The organism is Archangium minus (assembly GCF_044360475.1).
GTDB lineage: Bacteria > Myxococcota > Myxococcia > Myxococcales > Myxococcaceae > Archangium > Archangium minus.
In genome coordinates this window covers 425,637-451,929 of sequence record NZ_CP043494.1, presented here as the reverse complement: position 1 = coordinate 451,929, position 26,293 = coordinate 425,637, and the positions used below count along the sequence as shown (strand labels likewise).

Genomic DNA, 26,293 nt, shown 5'->3' with positions numbered 1-26,293 from the left:
GTTCGACCTGGAGCCCTCCGGGATGCTGACACTCTTGAGGAAACAAGCCGCGGCACTGCGACGTCCCCCCATGGAGATTTCTCAACTCCTCAATGGGCTCGCAAAGACAGTGCCGGAGTTCGCACGGCTCATACGGAGCGAGCTCGGCGAGTGAGTCGGCGATTAGAACGCCCAGCCCAGACCCACCGTCATGCGAGGAGCCACCGACCAGCTTCGCAGGGAGGGCAGACCCAGACCGCCCGCGAGGCCACCCAGGCTCCCCTCGTTCTTCAGACGGAAGTTCGCGGTGCGGCTCGTGAGCGCCGCGAGGCCCACGCCCACCTGGACGGTCAATCCAGGGCCCACGATGGCGGTATAGCCCACACGCGCGCTCCCTCCGTACTCGACCGTCCGTGAGCTCAAAACGTAGACATCGTCCTTATCCGGGACCTCCCACATGGGGAAGAGCAGGTTCTCAGCGGAATGGCGGGACATCGACATCTCGACGTGCGGCCCCACCCAGAAGCCCTCCGGGGCATGGCCGGTGACGTAGAAGTGCACGCCCGCATCCACCCCCACACCCCAGTTATGGCTGGAGAGGTCGAGCCCCGAGGGAAGGTAGGTTTCATTGCCCACGGATGATGACCCCCAGGCCTTCGCCGCTCCCGCGAGCGCCACGTGAGAGCCTATCGCTTGCTCCACGCCGACCCCCACCTGCTCCGATAGACCCGACATCGGCAGAGCCATCACCAACGTGCGCCGCTCCCCCTTCGCGTCCTCGAGCTCCACGGCCTCCTGAGCCCGACTCGTCATCGGCACCAGTCCCAGCCCCACGGCAACGACACACACAGTCCAACGCATCCACGTCCGCATCTCATTCGCTCCCATTCACCGTCCGGCCAACGGCATGCAGCGAACGATTGCAGCGCACATGCCACGAGCACTCTCCGAGGGAGAGCACCCCTCTCGCGCATCCCAGGACTGACAGAATGGCCCGCGTTCACTCCGGGCGCGCATGACACGCTGTCACTCAGCCCTGTCCTTCCTCGCGCGCAGAGCCCGGCAGGGTGAACCAGAAGGTGCTCCCCTGTCCGGGCTGGCTGGAGAGACCTATCTCCCCGCCATGCGCCTGGACGATCTCCTGAGCGATGGACAATCCCAGCCCCGCGCCTCCACTGTTCGCACCTGGGACTCGGAAGAACTTCTCGAAGATGCGCTGCTGGTGCTCCGGTGCGATGCCCTCGCCCGTGTCCGCCACCTCGAAGCGAACCCGCGCCCCGTCGTGCCGAGCCCTCACCACCACCTCGCCCCCACGTGACGTGTGCCGCACGGCGTTGGCCACCAGGTTGGACAGCACCAACTGCAACCGCTCGGGGTCCGCCTCCACCCGCGCCAGCTCCAGCCCGCACTCCGAGGACAGCCGCACGCCTCGCTCGTCCGCCACCGCCCGGTGCGGGGCCAGGGCCGACTCCAGCACCTCCTCCGTGGAGACCGGCCTCACCTCCAGCTTCAACCGCCCCGATTGCAGCTTCGACAAATCCAACAAGTCATCCACAATGCCTTGCAAACGCTCGCAGTCCTCGCGCGCCGCGAACAACAGGTCCGCCTGTTTGGGCGTGATGGGGCCCGCTACCTCCTCCAGGCACAGGTGGATGGCCATGCGCAGCGAGGTGAGCGGCGTGCGGAACTCGTGCGCCACCGTGGCCACCAGGTCGTTCTTCAGCTCGTCGAAGCGGCGCAACCGCGTCACGTCCTGGAGGATGACGGTCGCCCCCACCACGCCCCCGCCCTCGCCGTACACCGGGCTGCCACGTGGTAGCAGCCACCGGTCCGCATCCGGGCCCTCCAGCCGCACCGACTCCTCATAGCCCCGAGGCAGGTAGGGCCCCTTGCCTCCCAGGACGTGCGAGCGCACCCGCTCCAGCACCTCACGCACCTCGGGAGACACCTGACCCAGCGCGCCACCACCCTCCAGCGACAACCGCAGCACCTCCTCCGCGGCGTGGTTGATGTTGAGCACGCTCCCGTCCAGGCCGAACACCACCACCGGATCCGGCAGACTGTCGATGGCGGCCTGGGAGGAGGCCTGGGCCTGGAGCAGCTCTCCCAACGAGCTCTGCCGGTATTGCAGCAGTGCCTCCGCCATGCCGTTGAAGTCCCGGGCGAGCTGGGCGATCTCATCCCGCCCTTCCACCACCGCGCGCGTGGCCAGGTCTCCCTGCCCCAGTCGCTGCACCGCCTGCGAGAGCACGGACACCGGCCGCAGCGCCCGCTGGGTGAGCGACGCCGAGGCGAGGAAGCCGCCCACCAGCGCCGCCACCACCGCCAACACCATGAGCGTATTCACCTGCCGGCTCTGCCGCCGCAGGGCGTCGCTCTTTCCCACCATGGAGTCCTGATTGAGCGCGAGGATGACCTGGGTGGCCCCCTTGGCCTCGCGGAAGGCCGGTGCCAGCGCGTCGAAGTAGGCCGAGCGCCGGGCCTCGGGCGTCTCCGCGGTGGCGAAGGCCTCGTACGCGGAGCGGTAGCGAGCCCAGGCCCGCCGCAGCTGGGAGGTGGCCTCGGCCTCGCCGGACTCGGTGATGTTGTTCTCCTGCACCTTCAGCTCCGCCTCGAGCGGCTGGAGGTGCGCATCCGCCAGCTCCAGACCCCGCCGCCGCTCGTCCACGACGATGAAGAGGGCGGCACTGTCCATGCGCTCCAGGTGCTCGATGATGCGCTGCATGGCCAGCACGCTGCGGTAGTTGTCGGCGAGGATCTCCTGCCCCGCGCGCCCCAACCTCCCGAGCGTGCTGACGCCCAGTACGCCGAGCAGCAGCAGCGCGAGCGCCAGCGGCACCTGCGCCAGGAGCAGCTTGTTGCGAAGGGTCATGGCCGGCGCTCCTCCTGCGGCGACTCGAAGGACACCACGTGGAGGTCGAAGCCCTCGCCCTCACGCAGCAGCCGCACGTCCGAGGCGTGCCCCAGCACCCGCTTCCACCAAGGCTGGCGCGAGCGGCCCACGATGATGTGACCCACCCCGTGGGAGCGGGCGAAGTCCAGCAACGCCACCACGGGATCCGTCCCCTTCAACCGCACCACCTCCGCGCCCAGCTCCTTCGCCAGCTCGATATTGCCCAGCAGATGGCGCTGGGCCTCGGCGTCGATGAGGTGCGGGGCCTCATGGGGCGTCTCCACGTAGACGACGAACCAGTCGGTGTTGAGCCGCCCCGCCATGCGCGAGCCGCGACGCAGGAGCGTGGCCGCGTGCGGTGGGTTGCTGCTGAGCGCCACCATCACCCGGCCCCAGCTCCCGCCCTTCTGCTGCGGCTCCCCGCCTGGACGGGCCCGAGTACCCGTGGCCCGGTCCAGGCTCTCGGCCACCTCGCGAAGCGCCAGCTCGCGCAGGGTGGACAGGTTCTCCTGGCGGAAGAAGCCCTCCAGCGCGTGCCGCACCTTGTCCGGCGCATAGATTTTCCCCGCCTCGAGCCGCTCGTGCAGGTCCTCCACCGCCAGGTCCAGGTTCACCACCTGGTCCGCGCTCTTCAAGAAGCTGTCGGGGAGCGTCTCGCGCACGCGGATGCCGGTGGCGCGCTCGATGAGATCATTGAGGCTCTCCAGGTGCTGCACGTTGAAGGCGCCGATGACGTTGATGCCGGCGGCCAGCAGCGCCTCCACGTCCTGGTAGCGCTTGCGATGACGCGCAAGAGGAACATTGGTGTGAGCCAGCTCGTCCACCACGGCCACCTGGGGCTTGCGCGCCAGCACCGCGTCCAGGTCCATCTCCTCCACGGAGACGTCGCGGTAGGTGAAGACCTTGCGAGGCACCACCTCCAGCCCCGCGACGAGCGCCTGGGTTTCGGCGCGGCCGTGGGTCTCGATGAAGCCGAGCACCACATCCACTCCACGTTGGCGGAGCGCGTGCGACTCCTCGAGCATGCGGTACGTCTTTCCCACGCCGGCGGCGAAGCCGATGTACAGCTTCAGTCGCCCGCGCCGGCCGCGCTCGACCAACTCGAGGAAGTCCTCGGCGCGCCCCCTCGCCATCAGTGCCCTCCCGACATCGTGTGCACCGGATGGGAGGCTTCGCCGAATTGACGGTCCAACGCCAGATTGAGCAGGAGCACGTTCACGCGAGGCTCTCCGAGGATGCCGAAGGTACGGCCCTCGGTGTTCGCCTCTACCACGGCGAGGATGCGCTGGGAGTCCACATGGCGAGCGCGGGCCACGCGGGGCACCTGCCAGCGCACGGCCTCGGGAGACAGGTGCGGATCCAACCCCGAGCCGGACGCGGTGACGAGCTCAGCGGGCACGGGGCCCGAGGCATCCGGGTTCTCCTGGCGCAGGCGCTCGGCGTCGGACACGGCCCGCTCGCGCAGCTTCTGGGAGGTGGGGCCCAGGTTGCTGCCCGAGGAGGCAGTGGCGTCATGTCCATTGCCGGCCGCAGACGGGCGCGGTTGGAAGTAACCGGCCCGCGAGAAGCCCTGGCTGATGAGAGCACTGCCCACCACCTGGCCCTTCTCGCGCGAGACGAGCGAGCCATTGGCCTCGTCGGGGAAGAGCACCTGGGACAGGCCGGTGACGGTCAGCGGATAGAGCACGCCTGTGAGCACCAGGGTGACGAGGCAGGCACGCAGGGCGGTGACGAGTGTGGAGACCATGAAGGTGATTCCTTTCAGACCAGGCCCACGGCGGTGAGCAACACGTCGATGACCTTGATGCCGAGGAAGGGAACGATGACGCCGCCCACCCCGTAGAGCAGGAGGCTGCGCCGCAGGAGCGCCGCCGCGCCGAGGGGCCGGTAGCGCACGCCGCGCAGGGCCAGGGGGATGAGGGCGATGATGATGAGCGCGTTGAAGATGACGGCGGAGAGGATGGCGCTGTAGGGCGAGGACAGGCCCATGACGTTGAGGGGGGCAATCTCCGGGAACACGCCCATGAAGAGCGCGGGGAGGATGGCGAAGTACTTGGCCACGTCATTGGCGATGGAGAAGGTGGTGAGCGTGCCGCGCGTCATGAGCAACTGCTTGCCCACCTCCACCACCTCGAGCAGCTTGGTGGGATTGGAGTCCAGGTCCACCATGTTGCCGGCCTCCTTGGCGGCCTGGGTGCCGGTGTTCATCGCCACGCCCACGTCGGCTTGAGCGAGCGCGGGAGCATCGTTGGTGCCATCCCCCGTCATGGCCACCAGCTTGCCCTTGGCCTGCTCGGCGCGAATGAGGGCCAGCTTGGCCTCGGGGGTGGCCTCGGCGAGGAAGTCGTCCACACCGGCCTCGCGGGCGATGGCCCCCGCGGTGCGCGGGTTGTCGCCCGTAATCATCACCGTGCGGATGCCCATGGCGCGGAAGCGGTCGAAGCGCTCCTTGATGCCGCCCTTCACCACGTCCTTGAGGTGGATGATGCCCAGCACGCGCGCCCCCTCGGCCACCGCCAGCGGCGTGCCGCCCTGGTCACCGATGCGCGCCGCCGTCTCGCGCAGCTCGGACGGGACGCTGCCGCCCTGGGCCTCCACGTACTGGATGACGGCGTCCACCGCGCCCTTGCGGATGCTGCGCGGGTGCGGCTCCACGAGGTCGCAACCGCTCATGCGCGTCTGCGCGGTGAAGGGCACGAAGGTGGCATGGTGCGCCTGGAGCTCACGCGGACGCATCCGGTAGGTGTCCTTCACCAGCACGACGATGGAGCGGCCCTCGGGCGTCTCATCCGCGAGGCTCGCGAGCTGCGAGGCCTCGGCCAGCTCCTCCAGCCGTACGCCCGGCAGGGGCAGCAGCTCCGTGGCCATGCGGTTGCCCAGGGTGATGGTGCCCGTCTTGTCCAGCAGCAGCGTGTCCACGTCGCCCGCGGCCTCCACCGCGCGACCGCTCATGGCCAGCACGTTCTTGCGCAGCAGCCGATCCATGCCGGCGATGCCAATGGCAGACAGCAGGCCGCCGATCGTCGTCGGAATCAGACACACCAGCAGCGCCACCACCGCCGTGCCCGACAGCTTCACGCCCGAGTAGAGCGCCATCGGCACCAGCGACACACACGCCAACAGGAAGACGAGGGTGAGGCCCACCAGGAGGATGTGCAGCGCCACCTCGTTGGGCGTCTTCTGGCGCGCGGCGCCCTCCACCAGGCCAATCATCCGGTCCAGGAAGGACTCGCCGGGGTCCGCGGTGATGCGCACCACGATGCGATCGGAGAGCACCTTCGTACCGCCGGTGACGGAGGAGCGATCGCCGCCCGACTCACGGATGACAGGGGCGGACTCGCCGGTGATGGCGGACTCGTCCACGCTGGCGATGCCCTCCACCACCTCGCCGTCACCGGGGATGGTGTCACCCGCCTCGCACACCACGAGGTCGTCCTTGCGCAGGCTGGGGGCCGGGACGCGCTCCTCCTTCCCATCCACCAGACGCCGGGCCAGGGTGTCCTTGCGCATCTTGCGCAGGGCGCCCGCCTGGGCCTTGCCGCGGCCCTCGGCCACCGCCTCGGCGAAGTTGGCGAAGAGCACGGTGAACCACAGCCACAGCATCACCGAGACGGTGAACCACGTGGGCGTGGCCACCGGCCCGGGCGTGACGAGGTCCTTCACCACCAGCACCGTGGTGAGCAGGCTGCCGGCCCACACCACGAACATCACTGGATTCCTGGCCACGTCCCGGGGGTGCAGCTTGCGCAGACTGTCCAGGGAGGCCTGCTTGAGGAGCGCCGGCTCGAAGAGCGAGGCCGGCTTCGCGGAAGGGGAAGCCATGATCAAAACACCTTTCCGGCCTGGCCGAGGGAGTGCTCGACGATGGGGCCGAGAGAGAGCGCGGGGAAGAAGGTGAGCGCGCCGACAATGACGACCACGCACACGAGCAGCCCGGTGAAGAGCGCGCCGTTCGTGGGGAAGGTCCCAGGACCCGGAGGCACCACCTTCTTGCCCACCATGGAGCCAGCAATGGCCAGCACCGGGATGATCATCAGGAAGCGCCCGGCGAGCATGGCCATGCCCAGGGAGATGTTCCAGAAGGGCGTGTTGGCGTTGAGCCCGGCGAAGGCGCTGCCGTTGTTGCCCGCGCCGCTGGTGAAGGCATACAGGATTTCCGACAGGCCATGCGGCCCCGCGTTGTTGAGCGAGGACACGCCCTGGGGAATCACCACCGCCACCGCGCTCATCCCGAGGATGACGAGCGGGAAGATGAGCACGTACAGCATGGCGAGCTTCATCTCCTTCGCTTCGATCTTCTTGCCCAGGTACTCGGGGGTGCGGCCCACCATGAGGCCAGCGATGAAGACGGCGAGCACCACCATAACGAGGATGCCGTAGAGGCCCGCGCCCACGCCGCCGAAGATGACCTCGCCGAGCTGCATGTTCACCAGGGGCACCAGTCCCCCGAGCGCGGTGAAGCTGTCGTGCATGGCATTGACCGCGCCACAGGACGCATCCGTGGTGACGGTGGCGAAGAGGGCCGAGGCGGAGATGCCGAAGCGAGCCTCCTTGCCCTCCATGTTCCCGTTCTGCGCCACCTGTGCGGCGGCCACGGCGGGGTTGGCCTGGGACTCAGCGGCGTAGGCCGCGGTCACGCCCACGAAGAAGAGGAGGCTCATGGCGGCGAAGAGGGCCCAGCCCTGCTTCGTGTCCCTCGCCATCTTCCCATACGTGTACGTGAGGGCCGCGGGGATGGCGAAGATGGAGAGCATCTGCACCAGGTTGGTGAGCGGCGTGGGGTTCTCGAAGGGATGAGCGCTGTTGGCGTTGAAGAAGCCGCCGCCGTTGGTGCCCAGCATCTTGATGGCCTCCTGCGAGGCCACCGGACCCATGGCGAGCGTCTGCTTCACGCCCTCCAGCGTGGTCAGTTCCAGGTACGGCGCGAAGTTCTGCAGCACGCCCTGCGACACCAGGAAGAGCGCGTAGACGACGCACAGGGGCAGCAGCACGTAGAGCGTGGCGCGGACGAGGTCCACCCAGAAGTTGCCCAGCGTCTTCTGCCCCTCGGGGCCGGGGCGCCGGGTGAAGCCACGCGCGAGCGCCAGCGCCACGCCCATCCCCGCCGCCGCGGAGGTGAAGTTGTGCCAGGCCAGCCCCACCATCTGGCTGAAGTAGCTCAGGGTGGACTCACCCGCGTAGGACTGCCAGTTGGTGTTGGTGGTGAAGCTGGCGGCCGTGTTGAAGGCCAACTCCGGCCCCACGGCCGGCAGGCCCTGGGGGTTGAGCGGCAGCACATGCTGCAACCGTTGAATGGCGTAGGTACCGAGCATCCCGAAGAGGCTGAAGGCCAGCAGCGCGAGGGCGTACTGGCTCCACGTCTGCTCTCGTCGCGCGTCCTTGCCGCCGCACAAGGCGAGAAACAGGTGCTCCACCGGTCCGAGCACCTTCGGCAGGGGCTGGGTAGGCGCCTCGAAGACGTGAAAGAGGTACGTGCCCAGCGGCTTCGTCACCGCGAGCACCAGCGCGAAGAACAGAACGATCTGCAACCAACCAATGAGAGTCATGGCGAGGCCCCTAGAAGCGCTCTGGCCGCAGCAGGGCGTAGACGAGGTAGACGGTGAGCAGCACCGCGAGCGCGGCGCCGGCGACGTATTCGAAGCTCATGGGACGGCTTGCCTTTCAGAGGCGCTCGCAGCCGTGGGTGTAGGCCCACGCGAGCGCGAAGAAACCGACGGTGACGAGCACGAGGACGAGGTCCATGTGAGGGTTGCTCCGGGTTAGAAGAAGGCCTCGGCGCCGTGCACCACCTCCATCGCGGTGCCAATGCCCACCAGCGCGCGCAGGTCCACCGGCTCCGGCTCCAGGCTCACGCCCAGGCTGGCCAGGTTGAGGACGAGCGACTCGAGGACAGAGGAGGACGCCGGCGCGGGCGGCTCGGACTGGCCGGGCAGCGCGGAAGAGAGCAAGCAGGGGAGCGAGAGAAGGGACATGAGCACCTCGTCCCCCTCGCTAGAGCACCCGCTGTACCAGGACCCGGGTCCACCACCTCTTCAAATTCCGCGGGGTTACGCGTCAGGGTCTCCCCTCGCGGTTGCAACCTGCACGATGACCCCTCACCCGCCCCTGCGTCCTGAAAGATGGCCGCGCTCCCACGGAGGGAGGGTGAGGAAACAGGCGTGAACGGAGGTGCAACCGTTCAGGGGCCACTGGCGTGCTGGCTGACGTCGTGACGAGGGGCCTGGCTGGCCAGGTAGGCGTCCTCGGCCTGTACCAGGAGCGCGCGGATGGCGGCGGGAGAGCCGGCCTCCACCAGCGCCTGCCGCAACCGAGCATCCCTCAGCAGCGCCGCGATGCGCGCGAGCACGCTGAGGTGCGTACCCGGCGCGTGCGTCGGCGAGGCGAGCGTCACGAAGAGTCGCACCGGCCTGCCATCCCGGGCGCCGAAGTCCACCCCCTCGGGGTCCACGGCGACACAGGCGGTGATCTGCCGCAACCGGTCGAAGCGGCAATGGGGAATGGCCACCCCCTCGCCAATGGCCGTACTGGAGATGCGCTCCCGAGCCGCGAGCTGCTCCTCGAGCATCTGCCGCGGGGCCTTCGTCCTCGCCGCGAGCAGACCGGCCAACTCGTGCAACACCCCCGCCTTGTCCTGGACCCTCAGGTCCGGACAGATGCAGTCCTCCGACAGGTAATCGGTGAAGCGCATCTCACACCTCCCAGGAGAGCACGCCATGCGACGCGATGCGCGAGCGGCTCGAGCAGAGAACCCCCCATCGAGCGCTCTCCAGCACATGCTCGGACTGGTGAGACGCATCGGCAACCCCCACCGTTCCGAGGAAACGTCCCACCGTGTTCCGCTGTCCGCTGGCGCACCCGCACGGCCCCGAAGCGAGCAGCAACCCGAGCGTTCCGTTTGCTCGTTGGTGTTCCTACATTCCGGACGTTGGGTCTCCACCGTAGAAGCGCTTCAGCTCGGCGTAGAGGTCGGGCGTCTTCTCGCGCATCTGAAGGGGCTTCTCGAAGAAGGACTCGGTGGCCACGGCGAAGAACTCAGCCTCGTTGAGGGCGCCGTAGTCGTCCAGCACCTGACGCTCGAGACGCCGGCCCTGGCGCAGCTTGAGGAAGTGCTCGCCCATGACCGAGGCCCACGCCTGGTAGTGCGAGTAGCGACGCAGCTGGGGCGTGCCGTCGAAGGCGCCGTCCTCCCGGTCCAGGACATGGGCGAACTCGTGCGTGGCGGTGGAGTGGCCATCATGGGGGTTGCTCAGCCCCGCCAGCACGGACTGCCATGAAAGGATGACGGTGCCCCAGTTCTTCGCCTCGCCGAGCACCACGCCAGTGCGGTCCGGAATCCGGAAGGCATCCGGGTAGACAATGACCTCACGCAGCCGGTCGTAATAGGAGAGGTCCAGGTGCAGCACCAGGCGTACGGCCGTGGCCGACACCACCGCACGCACCTCCTCGGTGATGGAGAAGCCGCCGGCGCCGATGAACTCCTTCTCCCAGGCGAAGACCTTGAGTTGCTCGAGGAAGTGCTCGCGCAGGGGCGAAGTGAGCTCGCGGAAGAAGGGGACGCGTTGCTCCAGGAAGCCGAGCCACTCGGAAGGAAACGGACGGCGCAGCAGACGGCGGCGGCGCAGGGTGCGGAAGAGGCCGGACATGGACGCGAGGGTAGCTCAGACTTCAACGAACCTGGGGCCGGTGAGCCCCTCGCGCTCCATGGCCAGCTTGACGCGCTCGGAGACGATGAGGATGACGGTCCAGCCCCAGGGGCGGAAGACGTTGGCATCTCCGATCTTTTCAGGGTCCACCCTCAAACCACTGACATCCCGGTACTGGCCTTCCTTGTCCGGGCGATTGTCCTCCGGGAGCCAGTACAGCACCTCGTCGCAACGGGCATCGTCGATGCAGCGGATGACTTGCAGGGTATTGAGAACGAAATAGGGCTCAGACTGCCCCTCCACCACAGCCGGAATGAGCTGCACCTCAGACGTCACCACCCCCAACTGTTCGAGAAGAGAGGCGACCCGGCCGTTGACGACAGGAATCGAAAAAGAAGCCAGAGTGAAATCAAGCGCGGAGCCAGATGGATTCACAGGGAAATGAATCACCCTCTTCGTATCGAGAGCGAGCCCCTCCGTGAATGGCCAGGGCTCGAGCAACTGCCCCTGCGCATCAACAGGGCTCCTCAGATGCCAGCGGCCGGGAATGCGCATGTCGTCCCGCAGCGCGAAATACCTGGTTCGAGCACTCATGGCTTCCTCGTCGCGAGCTTGTTGAGCCTCGAACCGGGTTTACAGATATCAGCCGCGAGCTGATCGAGTTCCGCCGTGAGCCTACTCCGGCATTCCGCTTTCGTCCCACATTGACCCAGCGCGAGCTGCAACCGCTCGTAGACCTTCTGATGGTACTCCTCGGGATGGGGCCCTACATGACCGATGAGATGAACGATGTTCGCGGGATCATCGAGGCTCATCCCCGCTCGGTCGAAAAGGTCCTTGAACCGTGGCGTCCACGGACCACCGCTGGCATCGGAGACATCGTTCTTGTCGGTGGCGATGTGGTGGCCCTTGGCATCGCCCTTGTCCGAAGCATCCCGACAGGCCCCCGTTGTCCTGGCCAAAGTACTCGCTGAGGCCACCGCGGCGCCCGTCGTACCCGCGGACACGCCCATGAGCACCACCGTGCCATTGGCCACGCTCACCTGTGCACGGGCCTTCGCCCCCACCTTCACACCTCCCGCCAAAACGAAGCGTGGAGGCGACAGGCGCGCCCACATGCCTCCCTTGGGCACCTCGGGCAGGCCCCTGGCCAGCTTCGCCCCCGCCACTGTCACCAGCACCCGGAGCCCCACTCCCCCGAGCGCCTTCCCGAAGCGTTCAGCCACCGCCTCCAACTGCGCCTTCGTCCTCGCCGCTTCCGCCTCCCGGTACAGCGTCAGGCAGGCCATCCCCACGGCGTAGAGCTCCGCCGCCGTATAGGTCAGCATCAGCCCGAGGGTGACTGCTGCGGCCAACGCCTTGGAAAAGACGGGCTCCGGCGCCGCCCACGCCATCATGTAGAGCATCATGGACAGGGCCACGGAATACGCGACCGTGGGCGAGCCGAGCAGCTCCATCGCAGCCTCGCGCACCCCCTCGCCCATGTAACGCGGCGAGAGCTTGAGCGCCTGAAACCACCGGCTGTCCTCCAGCGAGTCGGGCAGTGGCAGCGAGGCGGCCCCGAAAATCTCCTCATGGCTTGCACGCAGCCTGCGCTCCAGCTCGGAGGCTCGCGACTTCCCCGGTGGACAGGGCGAGAGGATCGGGCTTAGCCCACACCTCGAAAGTCTTGCCAGATGACGTGGCCCTGCTCGCGGCGCCTCGAATGCCGCCTCCAGCTCCGCCACAAAGGCGCGTGCGTCCTCGACGGTGAGCTGGGCCAGGGCCAGCTCTGGCGGGAGGCGCTTGAAGCCGAGCAGGAGCGCTCGGCCATGAACGGGCTCAAGGTGCTCGCGCACCCTCACGACCTCCAGCGCCGGAAGGTCGTACGGGCCTGCCCGGGCCGGGAGTGCCACCAACAACACACAGAGGGAGAGCACGACATGAGCGGTCATGTCGTTCCACCCTACTCCTCTGTTCCTGCCCGGAGAAGCGCGCTCCTCCTCCCAAGGAGGGGCGCCTCAGCGCACCAGGGCCAGCCGGCGAACCGGCATTCCGGGCCCCGGCGTCACGGGCCGCGGCTCGGGGGGCGCGAGGACCTCGCCGAGCGCCTCCACCACCCGGGCGAAGAGCTGATGATCATGGCTGCACAGCACCAGACGCTCGCCCTCGGCGGTGCGCACGGTCAGCCAGTAGGTGTCCGCCGCCATCACCAGCCGAGCGATGGAGGAAAAGACGAGCACCGTGGCCACCGCGAGCGCGGCCGTCACCCGGAACGAGCCCGGCTGCAACAGCAGCGCCGGCACCACCAGCGCCGCCCCCGCGCCGAGCGCCAATGGCAGCTTGAGGCCCGGGGCCGCGTGCCGCGTACCGAAACCACGCAGCTCCTCCAGCCGCCACGAGCGACCCGCCGCCTCCAGCCGCTCACTGGTGAGCCGAAAGCCCTCGGCCGAGACCAGCACCCGCTCGCCCGAGGGGGTGAGTGGCTCCGGCGCCAGGGAGGGAACCAATCTCAGCACGGGCCTCGCACGCGACTGCGCCACCGGCCAGCTCTCCCGCTCCATCATCGTGCCTCCCCGCGTTCACCCCGCGTACGCCAGGCGTCTGCCACGCTCCGCAGCAGCCCCTTCAATGACTCCAGTGGCGTGCCCAGCGCGTAGCAGCCCTGTGCGCCCAGGCTCATCGCCAGGCGCCGCAACCGCTCGTCCTCGAAGGGCAGCAGCGCGAAGACAGGGGCGGGTCCCGCCTCATTCCCGGCGACCTGCAGCACCCGCGACACGCTGTCCTCACGCTGCACCAGCGCGAGCACCACGTCTGGCCGCTCCTCGCCACCCCAGGGACGCAAGGCAATGCCCATGTCGCTCAGCACATCGCTCAACAGCGAGCGCAGCGACTCGTCCGCATCCGGCGCGAGAATGACGCAGCACGGCAAGGGGTGGTGCATGGAAGCTCCGCCCCCATGCATCAGCAAACCACATGCCTGTAGCCGCCCCTCGGGAGCGTCCCGACGCACCGCGGCGCGACGTGGCAGCCTGCAAGGCAGCCCTGGCGGATTGCCACGCGGCCCGAATGACGCCAGTCCCGGAGCCCCTCCGGGCGCGAGCTTCCGCCACTTGTCCGACTGTCGGACAGGTTCGCGGAAAGTGCGGCCGGAGGACGGAGGCCCTGGCGCTGTGAGGAGTCCCTGACGGGACTGACTACGGATGGATCAGCGGATGATCTGGTCCTGAGAGACCGGGCTCAGGCCGCCGCCAGCCACCTGCACCGTCACCGTGCCCCGCTGCGAGGACTTGAAATAGAAGGTCGCCTCCGCCTGCGGGTTGGAGAGGTCCACGGAGGAAATGGCGGCATCGGTGCAAGCCGGGTCGGCATGGAAGGTGACGCCGGGAGCCGCTGAACCCGTGGCCGTCAGGGCGAACGATCCCGTCGAGGGCTTGAGGTTGCCGACAGAATCCTGGCTCTGCACGGTGACCTTCTTGGAGCAGACGTCGGTCGTGATGTCATACGAGGACGTGAGGAACGAAAGCTGCGACACCGGCAGCGGGGTGTACACATCCACGGAGAAGGTGACATCGGGCGCCGTCTTCGGGTTGTAGCCAACTCCCGTGATGAGATTCGAGGTGATGACGCTCCCGGTTCCGTAGTAGTCCGAGATGGCGGCCTGGTAGATCGGATTGGACACCACGTCGCTCTGGAGCACGTTGTTGGAGACCCACGCGCGCGCCGCCTTGTCGGGCGGGTCTCCCGCGTCCTGCTCGAGATAGATGCCAATGTCGTTGTCGATGAGGATGTTGCTCTCGATGACAGGTCCGAGCACCAACGGCTTGCCCGTGCTCGATTTGACCAGGACACCCGTGCCCACGGTGTCGGAGCCGGTATAGGCGTTCCCGGAGACCTTGTTCCCCAACACCCGCGCCTTGGCCCCATCGCTGATCTGGATGCCATTGCGGGCGATGTCGCTCACGGCTCCTCCACCCTCCACCGAGTTGCCGTCGATCGTCACATCCACGGCGCCAGTCGCCAGGATGCCGATCTTCTCGTACTTCGAAACATGGTTGCGCAGCACCTCCACCCGGAAGGGGCCGCGGCTCATGTCGTCATTGCGGATTTCGATGCCAAAACCTTCCTGGCAGCCGCTCGTCCCCGAGCCCCTGCTGAGACCACTCACCCAGCTGTCGACGACTTCTCCCGAGGCGCCTTCGAGCAGGATGCCACGCAGACGCTTCGCGCCGGCTTCACAGGCATCCTTCAAACCGCTCGTGGTCACGGTGACGCCACGCACGTACGCGGTGCTCCCCCGGTTGCGGATGACGGCTCCGGTGAAGGTTCCGCCCGAAGGGTCCACCGCCGTGACGGTGTGGCCCTGACCATCAAAGGCGAAGGTGTCCGGGATGAACAGCGTGGAGTCCGTGGTGCAGTCGGCAGCCGCCGCGAGGCGCCCCTTCTCGAGCGAGAAGGCACACAGGGGCCGCGTGCAGACAGGGCCCGTCCAGACGACCGGGAAGGTGTGCGAGGTGCTGAGCCCCGCGCTGTTGGAGACCGTCACCGTCACCGTGTGCGGCACGTCGGCGGGCAGGCAGGACGGAGACACCCAGAGGGTCTCGCTGGAGTCGGCGGCCCCCTCCGGCGGGCTCATGAAACCAGCGGTCGTGCTCCACGAGAAGGACGGGACACCGTGCGCGACCGTGGCGGTGACCCTCAGGTGCAGCAGCTCCCCGGGGCCCACGGACGCGGGCGACGCGAAGACCTCCCGGATGGAGGGAGCCGTCGGAGAGAGCTCGCGGAGGACGGCACGCACCGCCGGATTGCGCGTCCTCCGCTCCTTGACGCTGAGGGTGAGCTCCAGCACCACCCCGACGCCGCTCGGATCCGTGACCGTCAGGCTGAGCGTCTGCGGCCCCTCCGCATTGGGCGCGGTCCACACGGTCGAGGCCGAATGGGTGTCAGCGAAAGAGCCGCTGGTGGCCGCCCACGAAACGGTGAGGACATCGCCCGTGTTGGGGTCACGCACCTCGGCCCGGAGCGAGAGCATACCCCTCGGCTCGACCTCATCCGCCGACGCGACGAGCGAGTCGATGAGGGGAGACACATTGCCGGTGGGCGGCGACGGAGAAGGCTCGCGCGCGGTGAGCAGGACGAGCGCCGTGTTCGAGCGCGGGATGGTGACATTCGTGGCCCCGGCCACGAAGCGCTGGAAGCCCAAGGCCCCCCATCCCTCGGCGGTGACCTCATGGCCGCTCACGGCCCGGAGCCCGTTGATCCTCCCGTTCCACTGGCCTTCCGCGTCGGACAGGAGGACGGAGCGGGTCCCGCCCTCGGGGAGGGAAGTCGTCACCTCCACGCGCTCCACGCCCACGGTGGAGAACGACGGCGGGACGACGATGAAGAACCGGGCCGCGCCGAGCGGCGCATAGGTGACGGGGAGAGGACCTTCCTCACTACAACCCACCACCCCCAGCGCCAGGCTCATGACGAGGAGGGCCAGGTGCTTCGCATCCGCTCGGCTCATGGTCACGCGACTCCCATTCCATGCTTGAAACAGGAGTCACCATATAAGTGGGCCCGCGCCCTTCACAAATCCAGAGTCCAGCCTCAGCGGGCCCGAGTGACCAGCTCTGGACGCCCGATGGGGCTCACCCCCCGGGTCAGGAGCTGCCTGGCGGCCAGGACGGACACACAATCATCTGTGCTGTGGATGTCACCGTAGAAGGTGAGCAGAGTGGCTGGCTCCACCACGCGCACGTCGCCCACCTGAACCCAGGGGACATGCCTCACGAACACGTCCAGGATGACCTTGGCCTCCTGCACATACTTCGCGTAGCGGTAGAAGTGGGTGGAGGTGGCGTCGAAGCGGCTCCAGATGCGGTGGAAGCCGCGGTCCGTGAGCAGCTGCACCAACTCCGGGAAGCGCTCGGGCTCCACGAAGAGGTCCACGTCCTTGTGGTCGTGGAAGATCTTCAGCTCCTCGTGGGGCGGAGCCATGAAGTGCCAGGCCCAACCTCCCGAGAGGGTGACCAGCGGCGCGAGCGCCCGCAGCTCGGTCTCGGCGATACGGATGCGGTCGAGGTTCCAGGGCTCATCCGCCCGTTTGGGGTTGCGTGGATCTCCCATGACGTCTCCTCCAGAGGTGCGGCGCAGAGGACGCGACCGCGCCTGGGAAGCTGACGGACCGGGCAAGATGCGCTGCATGGACACCCTCGACAAGCCGCTCGAGGACCCCCTCTCTACTGGAAGGACGACGCGCTCCGCCGCTTCACCCCATCGGCTGTCGGCGAGCGCATCTCCCTTTGAGCGCCGTGGGGCTCACTCCGTCGACGACTCGGTGGGCGTGCCGAGACGCTCGGTGAGGTTGTCCTTGTCACCCTCGCCCAGGTCACGCCGCACGCTCATGTCCCGATGCTCGGGCAGGCCGCTCCGCTGCTCGCTGGTGCTCTCGCTCGCGCCCTCGCGCTTTTCGTCGGAGCTCGGAGCCGGGCCCTGTCCCCTGCTTCCGGATTCATTCCGTGGATCCGCCATGTGCCATTCCTCCGCCAGGGCTCCTCTGAGATGGAGCCTGTTCACCTCGGACAAAGGTCAGCCCCCCGGCGGGGAGGGACAACCCGGACACGGTGCCGCCCGTCCGGCTAGGGCCCTGGCAGTCGGAGCGACGGGCCCGCAGTCAGGTGATGCGTGTCGAATGCGTCGCCGATGGCGGCCGCCACGTGGGGAATCACGAGCCCAGCCCCCGCGCCCACATAGGGCTGGAGCCGCCCGGTGCAGCCGGGCTCGGGACACGCGTTCCACCGGTGCACTACGTCCAGCGTGAGGTAGTTCATCCCGTGGGACATGTTGAAGCCCCGGACGGTGGAGCCCAGCGTCTCCGTCACGTCCACCGGCTCGCCTCCTCGGGTGCCCGTCACCCGGACGGGCTTCTCCGTCTCCGCGTACGCCTTGTCGTGGAAGAAATCGAGCATCAGCCCCCACTCCGGCCGGGCCCCGAAGTGATGGGTGAGACGCACACCGTGTACAGCAGCAGGGTGGTCTCCGCGCGTGCGGCCTCACTCCCCGCCAGCAACCCGATGAGGGTGACGGCGACGCACTCCATCCTCTTCCCCATGAGCCACCTCCCCGAGACGTCGCGCCTCGCGAAGTTGCGCACGGCCTTGGGCGAGGCCACACCTCGGCCAGGGGCCTTCCCGCCCGATCGCTCCGGAAATGCTCAGCGCGGGATGTGCCGGCCGGCCTCGTGGGTTGCCACCTGTCTGGCCTTTTTCGCTGGCCAGCCAAGGACCGACCATGAGCGCCCACCTGAAGCAACAGATTGAAAAGGCCGCCGAGTGGATCGCCGCCAGCCAGCACCTGGTGGCCTTCACCGGCGCTGGCATCAGCACGGACTCGGGCCTGCCCGACTTCCGCGGCCCTGATGGCGTCTGGACTCGCCGCGACGCCGGCCTGCCTCCCCCCAAGTGGGGCAAGCCCGCCTCGCAGATCCGGCCGAACGTCGCGCACTACTCGCTCGTCGAGCTGGAGCGCCTGGGCAAGCTGCGCTTCCTCATCTCGCAGAACGTGGACAACCTCCACCTGGAGTCCGGCTTCCCGCTCAACAAGCTCGCGGAGCTGCACGGCAACGGCAAGCTGATGCGCTGCCTGGCCTGCGACAGCCGCTACACCCTCGAGCAGGTGGGCTGGGACCGGCGCGTATGGGGCGAGGGATACCGCACCCAGCGCCCCCTGAAGGGACAGCCGCGCTGCCCCGCGTGCAAGGGCCGCATCATCTCCTCGGTGGTGAACTTCGGGGATCCACTGCCCGCGCGGGAGATTGAGCAGTCCCTCGCGGAGTCCGAGTGGTGTGACGTGTTCTTCGCCATCGGCTCGTCGCTGGTGGTGTCACCCGCCAACGAGATGCCGCGCGTGGCGCTGGACATGGGTGCCCGGCTCATCCTCCTCAACCGCGGCGAGACGCCCTTCGACGAGGAGGCCCACCTGCGCATTGAGGCGGGCATCGGCGAGGTGCTGCCCCCGGTGGTCGAGCGCGTGAAAGAGCTGCTCGGCGCGCAGGCTCACCCCTCCAGCACGCATTAGGACTCGCCGAAGAGCCCCTTCACCCGCTCCTGCTGCTCCTCGAGGTACTGCGGCGAGTGGGTGTCCACCTGGAAGTGGAAGACGGACTCCCGGCCGCAGTCGTTACAAACCACCTGCAGCCTGTCCAACTTCAGGTGCTCGGGCAGACCCGGGCTGGAGCCCACGGTCTGCCGCACCAGGGACCACGCGCCACCACACGCGCAGGGGCTGTCTCGGAGCCAGGCGTACTCCTCCGACACGGCCGCCACGGGGATGAGCCCGGGTGCTTCCCGGGGCACAGCCATGGACGTCCCCTTCGCAACGGCTTCGTTCTTCCCGAATAGCCGCGAGAGAAAACCCATGGCGGCCCCCCGTTCTCATGGACAACAAGCTCGGCCTGGGAGGCTAACCGAAGCGACTTCCTCCGGACAGCCTACCCACCGCCGAACGTGGAACTACCGGCAGCTGCCCCACAACATTTGGATGCCGTTGTGGGTGAGCACAGCCAGGTCCTGGGCTCTGTCCTTGTCGAAGTCCGACACCATCAGCCCCTGGAGCTCCATGTCCTGGGGCAAGGCCGTGATGGGCACCTGCTGGGCGAAGGTGCCACCCGGCTGGCCCATCAGCAGGCTCACCTGGTTGCCCGTGGCACTCGTGACGAGCAGATCCTGCACGGAGTCCCGGTTGATGTCCGCCAGCACCATCCGCGAGGGCGCCTTGCCCACGGCATACGCGGTCGGCGCGTAGAAGGAGCCATCGCGCCTGCCGCGGAGCACGAGCACCTGATTGTTGCTCGCATCGGCAACCGCCAGGTCCAGCAACGTGTCGGAGTCGAAATCCGCCGCCACGAGGCCGCGCGGAGTTCCGCCTGTAGACGTGAAGCGCTGCTCCTGGAACGTGCCATTCCCGTTGTTCAACAGCACGCCCACCGACTGGCAGCTCTTCTCCGTCGGCGCGCTACACCTGGCCGGGTAGGAGAGGGCAATGTCCCGCGAGCCATTCCCATCAAGGTCCGCGACCACCATGGCGTAAGGGTTCACGGACGCGGGGGAATCCACCGCCTTCTGCAACGAGCCATCGTCATTCACATGGAACAGGGAGAGCTTGCCCGCGGAGCCACGAACGAGGGCGACGCTCATGCTCCCGGCGCCGAAGTCCGCGACCGCCAGGTCATTGAGGTTCAGGTCTCCCGCCGCGTAGGTGACCGGCGCATGGAAGGAGGCCTTGCCCTTGCCCCGGTACACCCCGAGCGTGGAGTCACCGCTGTTGGCGACGAGCAGCTCCAGGTTGTCGTCACCATCGAGGTCCACGAGCGCCACGACCGAGGGATCCTTCCCGGCCGCCCACAGGCTGGGCTTCTGGAAGCGGCCCTCGCCCTGATTGAGCAGGACGGCCACGGATCTGCCATCGTTGTTCGCCGTGACGATGTCGGCTCGGCCGTCATCGTTGAGATCGCCAACGGCAATGGCCGTCGGGTCCCCGGCGAACGCGTACTCCACGGGGGCCAGGAAGCCGCAGTTGCCCGCGCAGCGGGTGCTGCCGTCTGGGCAGGCGCCCTCGCACGTCGCGCCGCTCTCGCACGAGGGCTTCGCCGCGAAGGAGCTGCCGTCGCTGGGAATCACGAGCCCACCATCCGACGGCGTGCCCCCGTCTTGATTGTCGCTGGGGTTCTTGACCGGCGGCGGCGGCGGGTTGCCATCGAGCGGTGGCGGCCGATTCGGCTCACAGGCACTCGCCAGCACGAACAACGCGCTCAGCACGCCCATGAGGATTCGAGATGTGGCGTTTCCGGGCAGGGACATGTCGGGCCTCCAACGAAGAAGAGAGACCCGAAGTGTTATCACCGCGCCTGCGCTTACGCGCTGTTTCCGCTCCGCTCCCGCTCGCGGCGGTGAATGGTGGAAACGTCAATGCCCAGGATTTCCGCTGCCTTCGTCTTGTTGCCACCGCATTGCGCCACCACGTACGCGATGTACTCGCCCTCGAGCTGTCTCAGCGGAATCATCCGCGCCTGCGCGCGTGACAGGGGGTGGGCATCCACCGTCACACCGGGCGCGTGGAGCTGGAGCGTGGGCAGGTCCACCGTCTCCTGCACGGTGACGACGGCGAGCCGCTCGACGAGGTTCTCCAGCTCGCGCACGTTGCCGGGCCACGGAGCGGTGGCGAGCGCGGCGAGGGCCTCGGGGGTGAAGCCGGTGAGGCGCGCGCGGGGGTTGCGCTTGCGCGACTGGGCGACGAAGTGCTCCACCAGGAGGGGGATGTCCTCGCGCCGCTCGCGCAGGGGCGGCACGAAGAGCGGCACCACGTTGAGCCGGTAGAAGAGATCCTGACGGAACTTCCCCTCGCGCACGCGCGCCTCCAGCTCCTGGTGCGTGGCGGCCACCACGCGCACGTCCACCTTGCGCGAGGCATCCGCGCCCACCGCGCGCACCTCGCCGTCCTCCAGCACGCGCAGCAGCTTGGCCTGGAGCTCAGGCGCCATGTCGCCAATCTCATCGAGGAAGAGCGTGCCCCCGTCCGCCTCCAGGAAGAGGCCGCGCCGAGGCGTGGTGGCGCCGGTGAAGCTGCCCTTCACGTGGCCGAACAGCTCGCTCTCCAGCAGCGCGTTGGGGATGGCCGTGCAGTTCACCGCCACGAAGGGGCCCGCCTTGCGAGGTCCCTCGAAGTGCAGCGCGCGCGCCACCAGCTCCTTGCCCGAGCCGCTCTCGCCTCGCACCAGAACTGGCGCGGGGGAATGCGCCACGCGCTCGATGAGCTCGTACAGGGTGCGCATGGGCGCGCTGCGGCCAATCAACGCGGCGAAGGCCGAGCGGTCTCCCACCGCGCGACGCAGCGCCTGGTTCTCCTCGCGCAGCCGGCGCTCGGCGATGGCGCGCTGCACGTACAGCAGCACTTCGTCGAGGCGGAAGGGCTTGGTGAAGTAGTGCGTGGCGCCGCGCCGCATGGCCTCCACCGCGTTCTCCACTCCGCCGAAGGCCGTCATGATGAGCACGGGCAGCGCAGGGTCCACCTCGCGCACGGTGGCCAGCACATCGAAGCCGTCCACCTGCTCCATGCGAAGGTCGCACACCACCGCGTCCAGCACGCGCCCGCGCACCACGGCGAGCGCCTCCTGCCCGCTGGTGGCCACATCCACCGTGTAGCCCGCGTCCGAGAGGTAGTCGGCCAACAGCCGAGCCATCTCCACGTGGTCATCCACCACCAGCACTCGTCCCTCAGACGGCATGTCGCTCCTCGCTCGGCAGAGGTGTAGCGGGCCACCACAGCGTGACGCACGTGCCCTGGCCGGGCTCGCTCTCCAGCTCGATGCGGCCTCCGTGGTTGCGCACGATTTGAGCCACCATCGTCAAGCCCAACCCCGTGCCCTGGCCGCGCTTCTTCGTGGTGAAGAACGGGTCGAAGACGCGGTTGAGGCTCTCCGGCGGAATGCCGCACCCGTCGTCCCGCACCGTCACCCGCACCCCGCTCCACGCTCCTGGCTCGCCCGGCGCCTCCACGTGGGCCCCGAGCCGCACCGTGCCCCCCGGCTCGCACGCGTCACACGCGTTGAGGGCCAGGTTGAGCACCACCTGCTGCAGCTGATCCGGGTCCGCCGACAGCGGCGGCAACCCCTCGGGCACCTCCACCTCCACCTTCACCTTGCGCCGCTCGGCCTCGCCGTGCAGCAGCTCCTGTGCGCCCAGCAGCAGGGGCCTCAGCGCCACGCCCCGCACCAGCGCTGGCTGCACCCGAGAGAAGTCCAGCAGCTGGCGGATGGTGCGGCTCACCCGGTCAATCTGCTCGATGATGACCTGCACGCCCGCGGCCTGCGGGTGCTGCGCGCCCAGCTTACCCAGCACGTACTCGGCCCGGCCGCGGACCACGCCCAGCGGGGTGCCAATCTCATGCGCGATGCCCGCGGCGAGGATGCCCACCGTGGCCAGCTTCTCCGCGCGCAAGAGCTGCGACTCGAGCGCGTGCACGTTGCTCAAGTCCTCCACCACGAGCAGCACGCGCACCTCGGCGTCCAGCCGCTCCAGGGGGACGGCGTGGATGCGGTACTGGCCCTCCTCGCCGAAGAGGGGCAGCGGCTCACCGTGCAGGCTGAGGACGCGCTCGGCGGAGCAGGCCCCCTCCACCAGCGAGGTGAGCCTGTCCACCACGGCGGCGGGCGCGTGGGGGAAGGCCTCGGGGAGCGAGGCGCCCACGGCGGTGGGAGGCAGCCGCTCGCGCAGGGCCTGGTTGACGGCGGTGATGCGCCCGGTGGCGGAGAGCGCGAGGACGCCTGTGGGGATGTTGTCGAGAATCTTCTGCGTCTTCTCGTGCAGGTGGGCCAGTCGGTCCGCGTGGCGGCGGCTCTCCTGCAGCGCGACGGCGCGGCGCGAGGCCACGATGACGTAGGCGCCGAAGACGACGAGGAAGAAGGTCACCAGGATGGCACCGGGCGCCACGCGGAGGATGACGCCGCGCTCGTGGGCACGCAGCTCCTCGGTGGTGGCGAGCGTGGCCACGGCCCAGTGGACGCCGCCGCGCATGCGGATGGGGGTATAGGCGGCGATGGCATCGGCCGCGCCCAGGCCCAGCCACGCGGCCTCACCCTCGGGGATACGCACCGTGCCGCGCTCGCCTGCGCGCATGTGCCGCACCAGCTCCGCGAAGGAGGGGACGCGGCCCGCCTCGGCGTCCAGCCGCTTGTACCAGTCGATGAGGGTGGTGTCGCTCGCAGGGGTGGGCACGCCGTGCGCGCCAATGAGCAGCAGCTTCGCCTCAGGCTCCGTGGCGATGAGCTTCAGGGGCGCGAAGAAGGGCTCCGTGTCCACCAGCACCGCGACCGCGCCGCCGGGCCCGTCCTCGGAGGGTGCGTAGGCGGTGGCGAAGACGCGGGACCAACCTCCGGGTGCGGCAGCCACGGGAGGCGAGGTGAGGATGTCTCCAGGCTTCCGGGAGAGCGCCTCGCGCGCCGTCTCCGTGAGGACAGTGCCCACGGCGCCACGGGTCACGGCGGGCCCCGCGCGCCTGTCCATGATGGCAAAGCGCTGCGCCCCCTCCGAGTCCAGAACGAGGATGGCCTTGTACTGGCCCACCACCTCCAGGAGAGCGAGCAGCTCGCGCCGGTGCTCGGTGACGGAGCCGGGCCGAGAGAGCAGCTCGCCGGCGAAGCGGAGGTCATCCGCCGCGTCGTCGAGCGCATCGGCGACCTCGCGCGCCGCGGCCTCCACCTGGGCCTTCCGGTCCGCGGCGAACTGGTCCACCAGCGCCGCGCGGTCCCGGCGGATGAGGTGCACCACGCCCACCACCACGCTCGCGAGCGCGATGCACAGCAGGAGCACGGAGGCGACGGCGTTGCGGGTCATGGGCGTCGGACGCATCAGTCTAGCCCGCGACTCCGGACCTGGCAGGAAGGGTTTCGATGCCACACACGCCCTGGCCGTCCGGGGGGCAGGCGCACACGGACTACGTCGCCGCGGGGTGACAGGACACGGCCAGCGGCACACCGAGGCCGGAGATCTCCACCAACTCCTCGGGCGAGAGCTCGAAGTGGCACGGCCCTTCGTAGGCGACGACCAGGAAGAGCGACACCCCGGTGACCCCTACGGCCCGGAGGTCCGGCAGCCGCGCCTTCAAGGCCCGGAGGGGCTCCAGGGCGGAACCACCCGGCTCCAGGTCATCGTCGAGCAACACCAGCATGGCGCTCCCATACGGCAGGGCCTTGCCGTCATAGCGTCCGGAGGGAGCCACCTCGCCGGGCTCGTTCTTGTCCACCAGGAGGAGTCCCGTGCGCTCCTCGGCGAGCGACGGTGAGAAGGAGTCGCCCTGCAGGAGGCAGTACAGGAAGCGCCGAGCTGGGAGCCGCTGGCTCATGTGCCGCACCTCACTCCACGTCTACCCGGAGCGCCAGACGCCGCGTCTGGCGTGTGCGCGAGTGGGAACCCGGACGTTGTGGGGACGCGGGCGGCCTCGGACGGCTCCTGCCGGAGGACGGCTTTGCCGCCGGACGTGGGGCCTCGGTGCCCTCCGGACCTAGCAGGTCGTGCAGCGAGCCACACAGCACCTCGTACATCCGCCGCAGGGTCGGAGCGCTCGGCACGATGCTCGGGCTGCCTCGCTCGAAACGACCGTAAGCCTGCGCGCTCATGCCAATGCGCTGGGACATCTCCGCCTGGGTGAGCTCCGAGAGCAACCGGACGGAGCGAAGGGTCTTCCGAATGGCCTGGGCCAATCGTTTCCGGACTTCGAGGGGCACATGACTTGGCATGGTGGCAACAACCCTATCTACCCCGCACGTCAAGTCAACCCGCATCCTATTTTGCCGGTCACTTCTTCTTCTCCCACCTCTTCAAGTAGGGTTCCCCAGCTCCCTCTCCCTCTGGGAGAGGGTAGGGGTGAGGGTAATCGTCACCGTGGTTGCAGCCGGTGGCCCCTTCGAGGCGTACCTGTGGCCCAGTTACCCTTCGGAGTCACATAGGGGGAGCACACAGGGAAGCCACACAGGGCGGAAATACCCTCACCCTCGCCCTCTCCCAGAGGGAGAGGGGACGTACACGGTGACTCAGACGGCCTTCTTGCCGGAGGGCGAGCTATTGCCCCCCGCTCGGTCTGCCAGCAGCGCCTTCAGCGCCTCGTCGCGCGAGTTGTAGACGTTCACCGCCGCGCCGTTGATGACGCCGCTGGTACTCACGAACATCTTCGTCATCTCGTCGCCACCGTAGCGGAAGGAGCGCTGGGTGTAGCGCGCCAGCACCTCGGTGCGCTCGCGCCCGAAGACCCGGCCCGCCGTGTACTTCACCACCAGCCCATCCAGGTTGATGAGCAGGTCCACCTTCGAAGGGTAGCGCGACAGGTGGCCCTCCACCTCGGTGCGCCAGCGCGCCACGTCCAGCGCGTTGTTGAGGACGCAGTCCTCGAAGGTCGCCGTGACGACGTCGTGCACTTCGTCGTAGTCGAAGGACATTCTCCAAGCCATGGGGATGCCTCCTACTGCTGACCCAGCCCGGCCAGGAAGGACGTAAGGAGTGCGGCCGTCTCCGCGGGGCGCTCTACCTGCGGGTAGTGCCCCGGCCCCGGCAGGTACGCCAGGCGCGCGCCGCGGATGAGGTGGACCACCTTCTCGCGCAGGAAGGCCGGCGGCAGGAAGGGATCGTCCGTGGCCAGCACCAGCGTAGGCGCGGTGATGGAGGCCAGCTTCGCCTCGAAGCCACCGCCCGTCCACGCATCGAAGCTGCTCTGAATGGACGCGGGGGCCACTGCACCCGAGTCCTTCAACAGCCGCTCCAGCGCCGCCTCCGACAGCTGCTTGCACGCCAGCCCGAGGATGGTCTTCTGCTTCTCCCTGTCCCCGGCCGAGGTCCGGAACAGCCCTACCGCCTCCGGCGGCAGCTGCATGCCCGAGGCGGGCACCGTGTTGAGCAGCACCAGGCCCTCCACACGCGAGGGCTCCTGCGCCGCCACCCACTGGGCGAGCTGACCGCCCATGCTGTGACCCACCACGGTGAAGCGCTTCAGGCCGGCGTGATCCGCCACCGCGAGCACGTCACGCGCGTGCTGCTCGAGCGTGTAGCCGCTCGCGGGGGCTCCAGAGCCACCCGAGCCGCGCAGGTCCGGAATCACCAGCCGCAGGCCCGCGGTGTCCAACTTCTCCACGAGCTCGTCGAATACCGCGCCCGACACCATCCACCCGTGCACGAGCAATACACTGCGAGGTCCGTCTCCAATGACACGGTAGTGAAGCGGCGTCTGATCGCTAGAAACCAGAGTCGGCATGAGGGTCTCCTCAAGGGGG

At 68.5% G+C, this 26,293-nt stretch carries 28 protein-coding genes; 1 reads left to right on the top strand and 27 read right to left on the bottom strand.

Annotated features, from left to right (window positions below; translation table 11 throughout):
- Positions 1-162: 162 nt before the first annotated feature.
- From F0U60_RS01965 to F0U60_RS01875, 19 genes are all read right to left on the bottom strand, one after another.
- Complete coding sequence (locus tag F0U60_RS01965; protein WP_395813322.1) at positions 163-840, bottom strand: hypothetical protein; 678 nt, start codon at positions 838-840, stop codon at positions 163-165.
- Positions 841-1,009: 169 nt separating this feature from the next.
- Positions 1,010-2,851 carry an ATP-binding protein gene (locus tag F0U60_RS01960; protein ID WP_395813320.1) on the bottom strand — a complete coding sequence of 614 codons (1,842 nt, stop codon included), beginning with the start codon at positions 2,849-2,851 and terminating at the stop codon, positions 1,010-1,012.
- Positions 2,848-4,005, bottom strand: a complete 1,158-nt coding sequence (locus tag F0U60_RS01955; protein WP_395813318.1) for a sensor protein KdpD — start codon at positions 4,003-4,005, stop codon at positions 2,848-2,850. Before F0U60_RS01955 ends, F0U60_RS01960 begins: the two co-directional genes overlap by 4 nt.
- Positions 4,005-4,619 (bottom strand): potassium-transporting ATPase subunit KdpC, encoded by a 615-nt coding sequence (gene kdpC / locus F0U60_RS01950; protein ID WP_395813316.1) that lies wholly within the window; start codon positions 4,617-4,619, stop codon positions 4,005-4,007. The genes F0U60_RS01955 and kdpC overlap by 1 nt, the downstream gene beginning before the upstream one ends.
- 14 nt (positions 4,620-4,633) lie before the next feature.
- Entirely contained in the window at positions 4,634-6,694 is a 2,061-nt protein-coding gene (gene kdpB, locus F0U60_RS01945) for a potassium-transporting ATPase subunit KdpB (protein WP_395813314.1), read from the bottom strand.
- A gap of 2 nt (positions 6,695-6,696) precedes the next feature.
- The gene (kdpA, locus tag F0U60_RS01940; protein WP_395813312.1) at positions 6,697-8,418 is read right to left on the bottom strand and encodes a potassium-transporting ATPase subunit KdpA; all 1,722 of its coding nucleotides are present in this window, start codon (positions 8,416-8,418) and stop codon (positions 6,697-6,699) included.
- Positions 8,419-8,428: 10 nt separating this feature from the next.
- A complete protein-coding gene (gene kdpF, locus F0U60_RS01935; protein ID WP_203409167.1) occupies positions 8,429-8,518 on the bottom strand; it encodes a K(+)-transporting ATPase subunit F in 90 nt (29 codons plus the stop codon).
- A gap of 113 nt (positions 8,519-8,631) precedes the next feature.
- The gene (locus tag F0U60_RS01930; protein ID WP_395813310.1) at positions 8,632-8,844 is read right to left on the bottom strand and encodes a hypothetical protein; all 213 of its coding nucleotides are present in this window, start codon (positions 8,842-8,844) and stop codon (positions 8,632-8,634) included.
- A gap of 206 nt (positions 8,845-9,050) precedes the next feature.
- The gene (locus F0U60_RS01925; protein WP_395813308.1) at positions 9,051-9,560 is read right to left on the bottom strand and encodes a PTS sugar transporter subunit IIA; all 510 of its coding nucleotides are present in this window, start codon (positions 9,558-9,560) and stop codon (positions 9,051-9,053) included.
- A 223-nt stretch (positions 9,561-9,783) separates the two neighbouring features.
- Complete coding sequence (locus F0U60_RS01920) at positions 9,784-10,515, bottom strand: M90 family metallopeptidase (RefSeq protein WP_395813306.1); 732 nt, start codon at positions 10,513-10,515, stop codon at positions 9,784-9,786.
- Between the two features lie 15 nt (positions 10,516-10,530).
- The gene (locus F0U60_RS01915) at positions 10,531-11,070 is read right to left on the bottom strand and encodes an imm11 family protein (protein WP_395813304.1); all 540 of its coding nucleotides are present in this window, start codon (positions 11,068-11,070) and stop codon (positions 10,531-10,533) included.
- A 35-nt stretch (positions 11,071-11,105) separates the two neighbouring features.
- On the bottom strand, positions 11,106-12,449 hold the full coding sequence (locus F0U60_RS01910) for an AHH domain-containing protein (RefSeq protein ID WP_395813302.1): 1,344 nt from the start codon (positions 12,447-12,449) through the stop codon (positions 11,106-11,108).
- Between the two features lie 66 nt (positions 12,450-12,515).
- Entirely contained in the window at positions 12,516-13,061 is a 546-nt protein-coding gene (locus F0U60_RS01905; protein WP_395813300.1) for a DUF6232 family protein, read from the bottom strand.
- Positions 13,058-13,438 (bottom strand): DNA-binding response regulator, encoded by a 381-nt coding sequence (locus tag F0U60_RS01900; RefSeq protein ID WP_395813298.1) that lies wholly within the window; start codon positions 13,436-13,438, stop codon positions 13,058-13,060. Before F0U60_RS01900 ends, F0U60_RS01905 begins: the two co-directional genes overlap by 4 nt.
- A 264-nt stretch (positions 13,439-13,702) precedes the next feature.
- A complete protein-coding gene (locus F0U60_RS01895; protein ID WP_395813296.1) occupies positions 13,703-16,003 on the bottom strand; it encodes a right-handed parallel beta-helix repeat-containing protein in 2,301 nt (766 codons plus the stop codon).
- 83 nt (positions 16,004-16,086) lie between these two features.
- Positions 16,087-16,605 (bottom strand): hypothetical protein, encoded by a 519-nt coding sequence (locus tag F0U60_RS01890; RefSeq protein ID WP_395813294.1) that lies wholly within the window; start codon positions 16,603-16,605, stop codon positions 16,087-16,089.
- Positions 16,606-16,797: 192 nt separating this feature from the next.
- Positions 16,798-17,010, bottom strand: coding sequence for a hypothetical protein (locus F0U60_RS01885; protein WP_395813292.1), 213 nt, complete (start codon positions 17,008-17,010; stop codon positions 16,798-16,800).
- Positions 17,011-17,117: 107 nt separating this feature from the next.
- Positions 17,118-17,447, bottom strand: coding sequence for a hypothetical protein (locus tag F0U60_RS01880; RefSeq protein WP_395813290.1), 330 nt, complete (start codon positions 17,445-17,447; stop codon positions 17,118-17,120).
- Complete coding sequence (locus tag F0U60_RS01875) at positions 17,447-17,590, bottom strand: hypothetical protein (RefSeq protein WP_395813288.1); 144 nt, start codon at positions 17,588-17,590, stop codon at positions 17,447-17,449. The genes F0U60_RS01880 and F0U60_RS01875 overlap by 1 nt, the downstream gene beginning before the upstream one ends.
- 179 nt (positions 17,591-17,769) lie before the next feature.
- Between F0U60_RS01875 and F0U60_RS01870 the strand changes: the two genes are divergently transcribed.
- A complete protein-coding gene (locus F0U60_RS01870; RefSeq protein ID WP_395813286.1) occupies positions 17,770-18,555 on the top strand; it encodes an SIR2 family NAD-dependent protein deacylase in 786 nt (261 codons plus the stop codon).
- On the opposite strand, the gene F0U60_RS01865 is transcribed toward F0U60_RS01870, so the two are convergent.
- The 8 genes from F0U60_RS01865 to F0U60_RS01830 all read right to left on the bottom strand — a co-directional run bounded on the left by F0U60_RS01865 (position 18,552) and on the right by F0U60_RS01830 (position 26,274).
- Positions 18,552-18,839, bottom strand: a complete 288-nt coding sequence (locus tag F0U60_RS01865; RefSeq protein WP_395813284.1) for a hypothetical protein — start codon at positions 18,837-18,839, stop codon at positions 18,552-18,554. The genes F0U60_RS01870 and F0U60_RS01865 overlap by 4 nt on opposite strands.
- A 150-nt stretch (positions 18,840-18,989) precedes the next feature.
- Positions 18,990-20,336, bottom strand: coding sequence for an FG-GAP repeat domain-containing protein (locus tag F0U60_RS01860; protein ID WP_395813282.1), 1,347 nt, complete (start codon positions 20,334-20,336; stop codon positions 18,990-18,992).
- A 53-nt stretch (positions 20,337-20,389) separates the two neighbouring features.
- Positions 20,390-21,760: a sigma-54-dependent transcriptional regulator gene (locus F0U60_RS01855; RefSeq protein WP_395813280.1), complete on the bottom strand. Its 1,371-nt coding sequence runs from the start codon at positions 21,758-21,760 to the stop codon at positions 20,390-20,392.
- Positions 21,750-23,882 carry a nitrogen regulation protein NR(II) gene (locus F0U60_RS01850; protein WP_395813278.1) on the bottom strand — a complete coding sequence of 711 codons (2,133 nt, stop codon included), beginning with the start codon at positions 23,880-23,882 and terminating at the stop codon, positions 21,750-21,752. The genes F0U60_RS01855 and F0U60_RS01850 overlap by 11 nt, the downstream gene beginning before the upstream one ends.
- A gap of 85 nt (positions 23,883-23,967) precedes the next feature.
- Positions 23,968-24,375, bottom strand: a complete 408-nt coding sequence (locus tag F0U60_RS01845; protein WP_395813276.1) for a hypothetical protein — start codon at positions 24,373-24,375, stop codon at positions 23,968-23,970.
- 10 nt (positions 24,376-24,385) lie between these two features.
- On the bottom strand, positions 24,386-24,733 hold the full coding sequence (locus tag F0U60_RS01840) for a helix-turn-helix transcriptional regulator (protein ID WP_395813274.1): 348 nt from the start codon (positions 24,731-24,733) through the stop codon (positions 24,386-24,388).
- Positions 24,734-25,063: 330 nt separating this feature from the next.
- Entirely contained in the window at positions 25,064-25,477 is a 414-nt protein-coding gene (locus tag F0U60_RS01835) for a hypothetical protein (protein ID WP_395813272.1), read from the bottom strand.
- Positions 25,478-25,488: 11 nt separating this feature from the next.
- The gene (locus F0U60_RS01830; RefSeq protein ID WP_395813270.1) at positions 25,489-26,274 is read right to left on the bottom strand and encodes an alpha/beta fold hydrolase; all 786 of its coding nucleotides are present in this window, start codon (positions 26,272-26,274) and stop codon (positions 25,489-25,491) included.
- Positions 26,275-26,293: the final 19 nt, after the last annotated feature.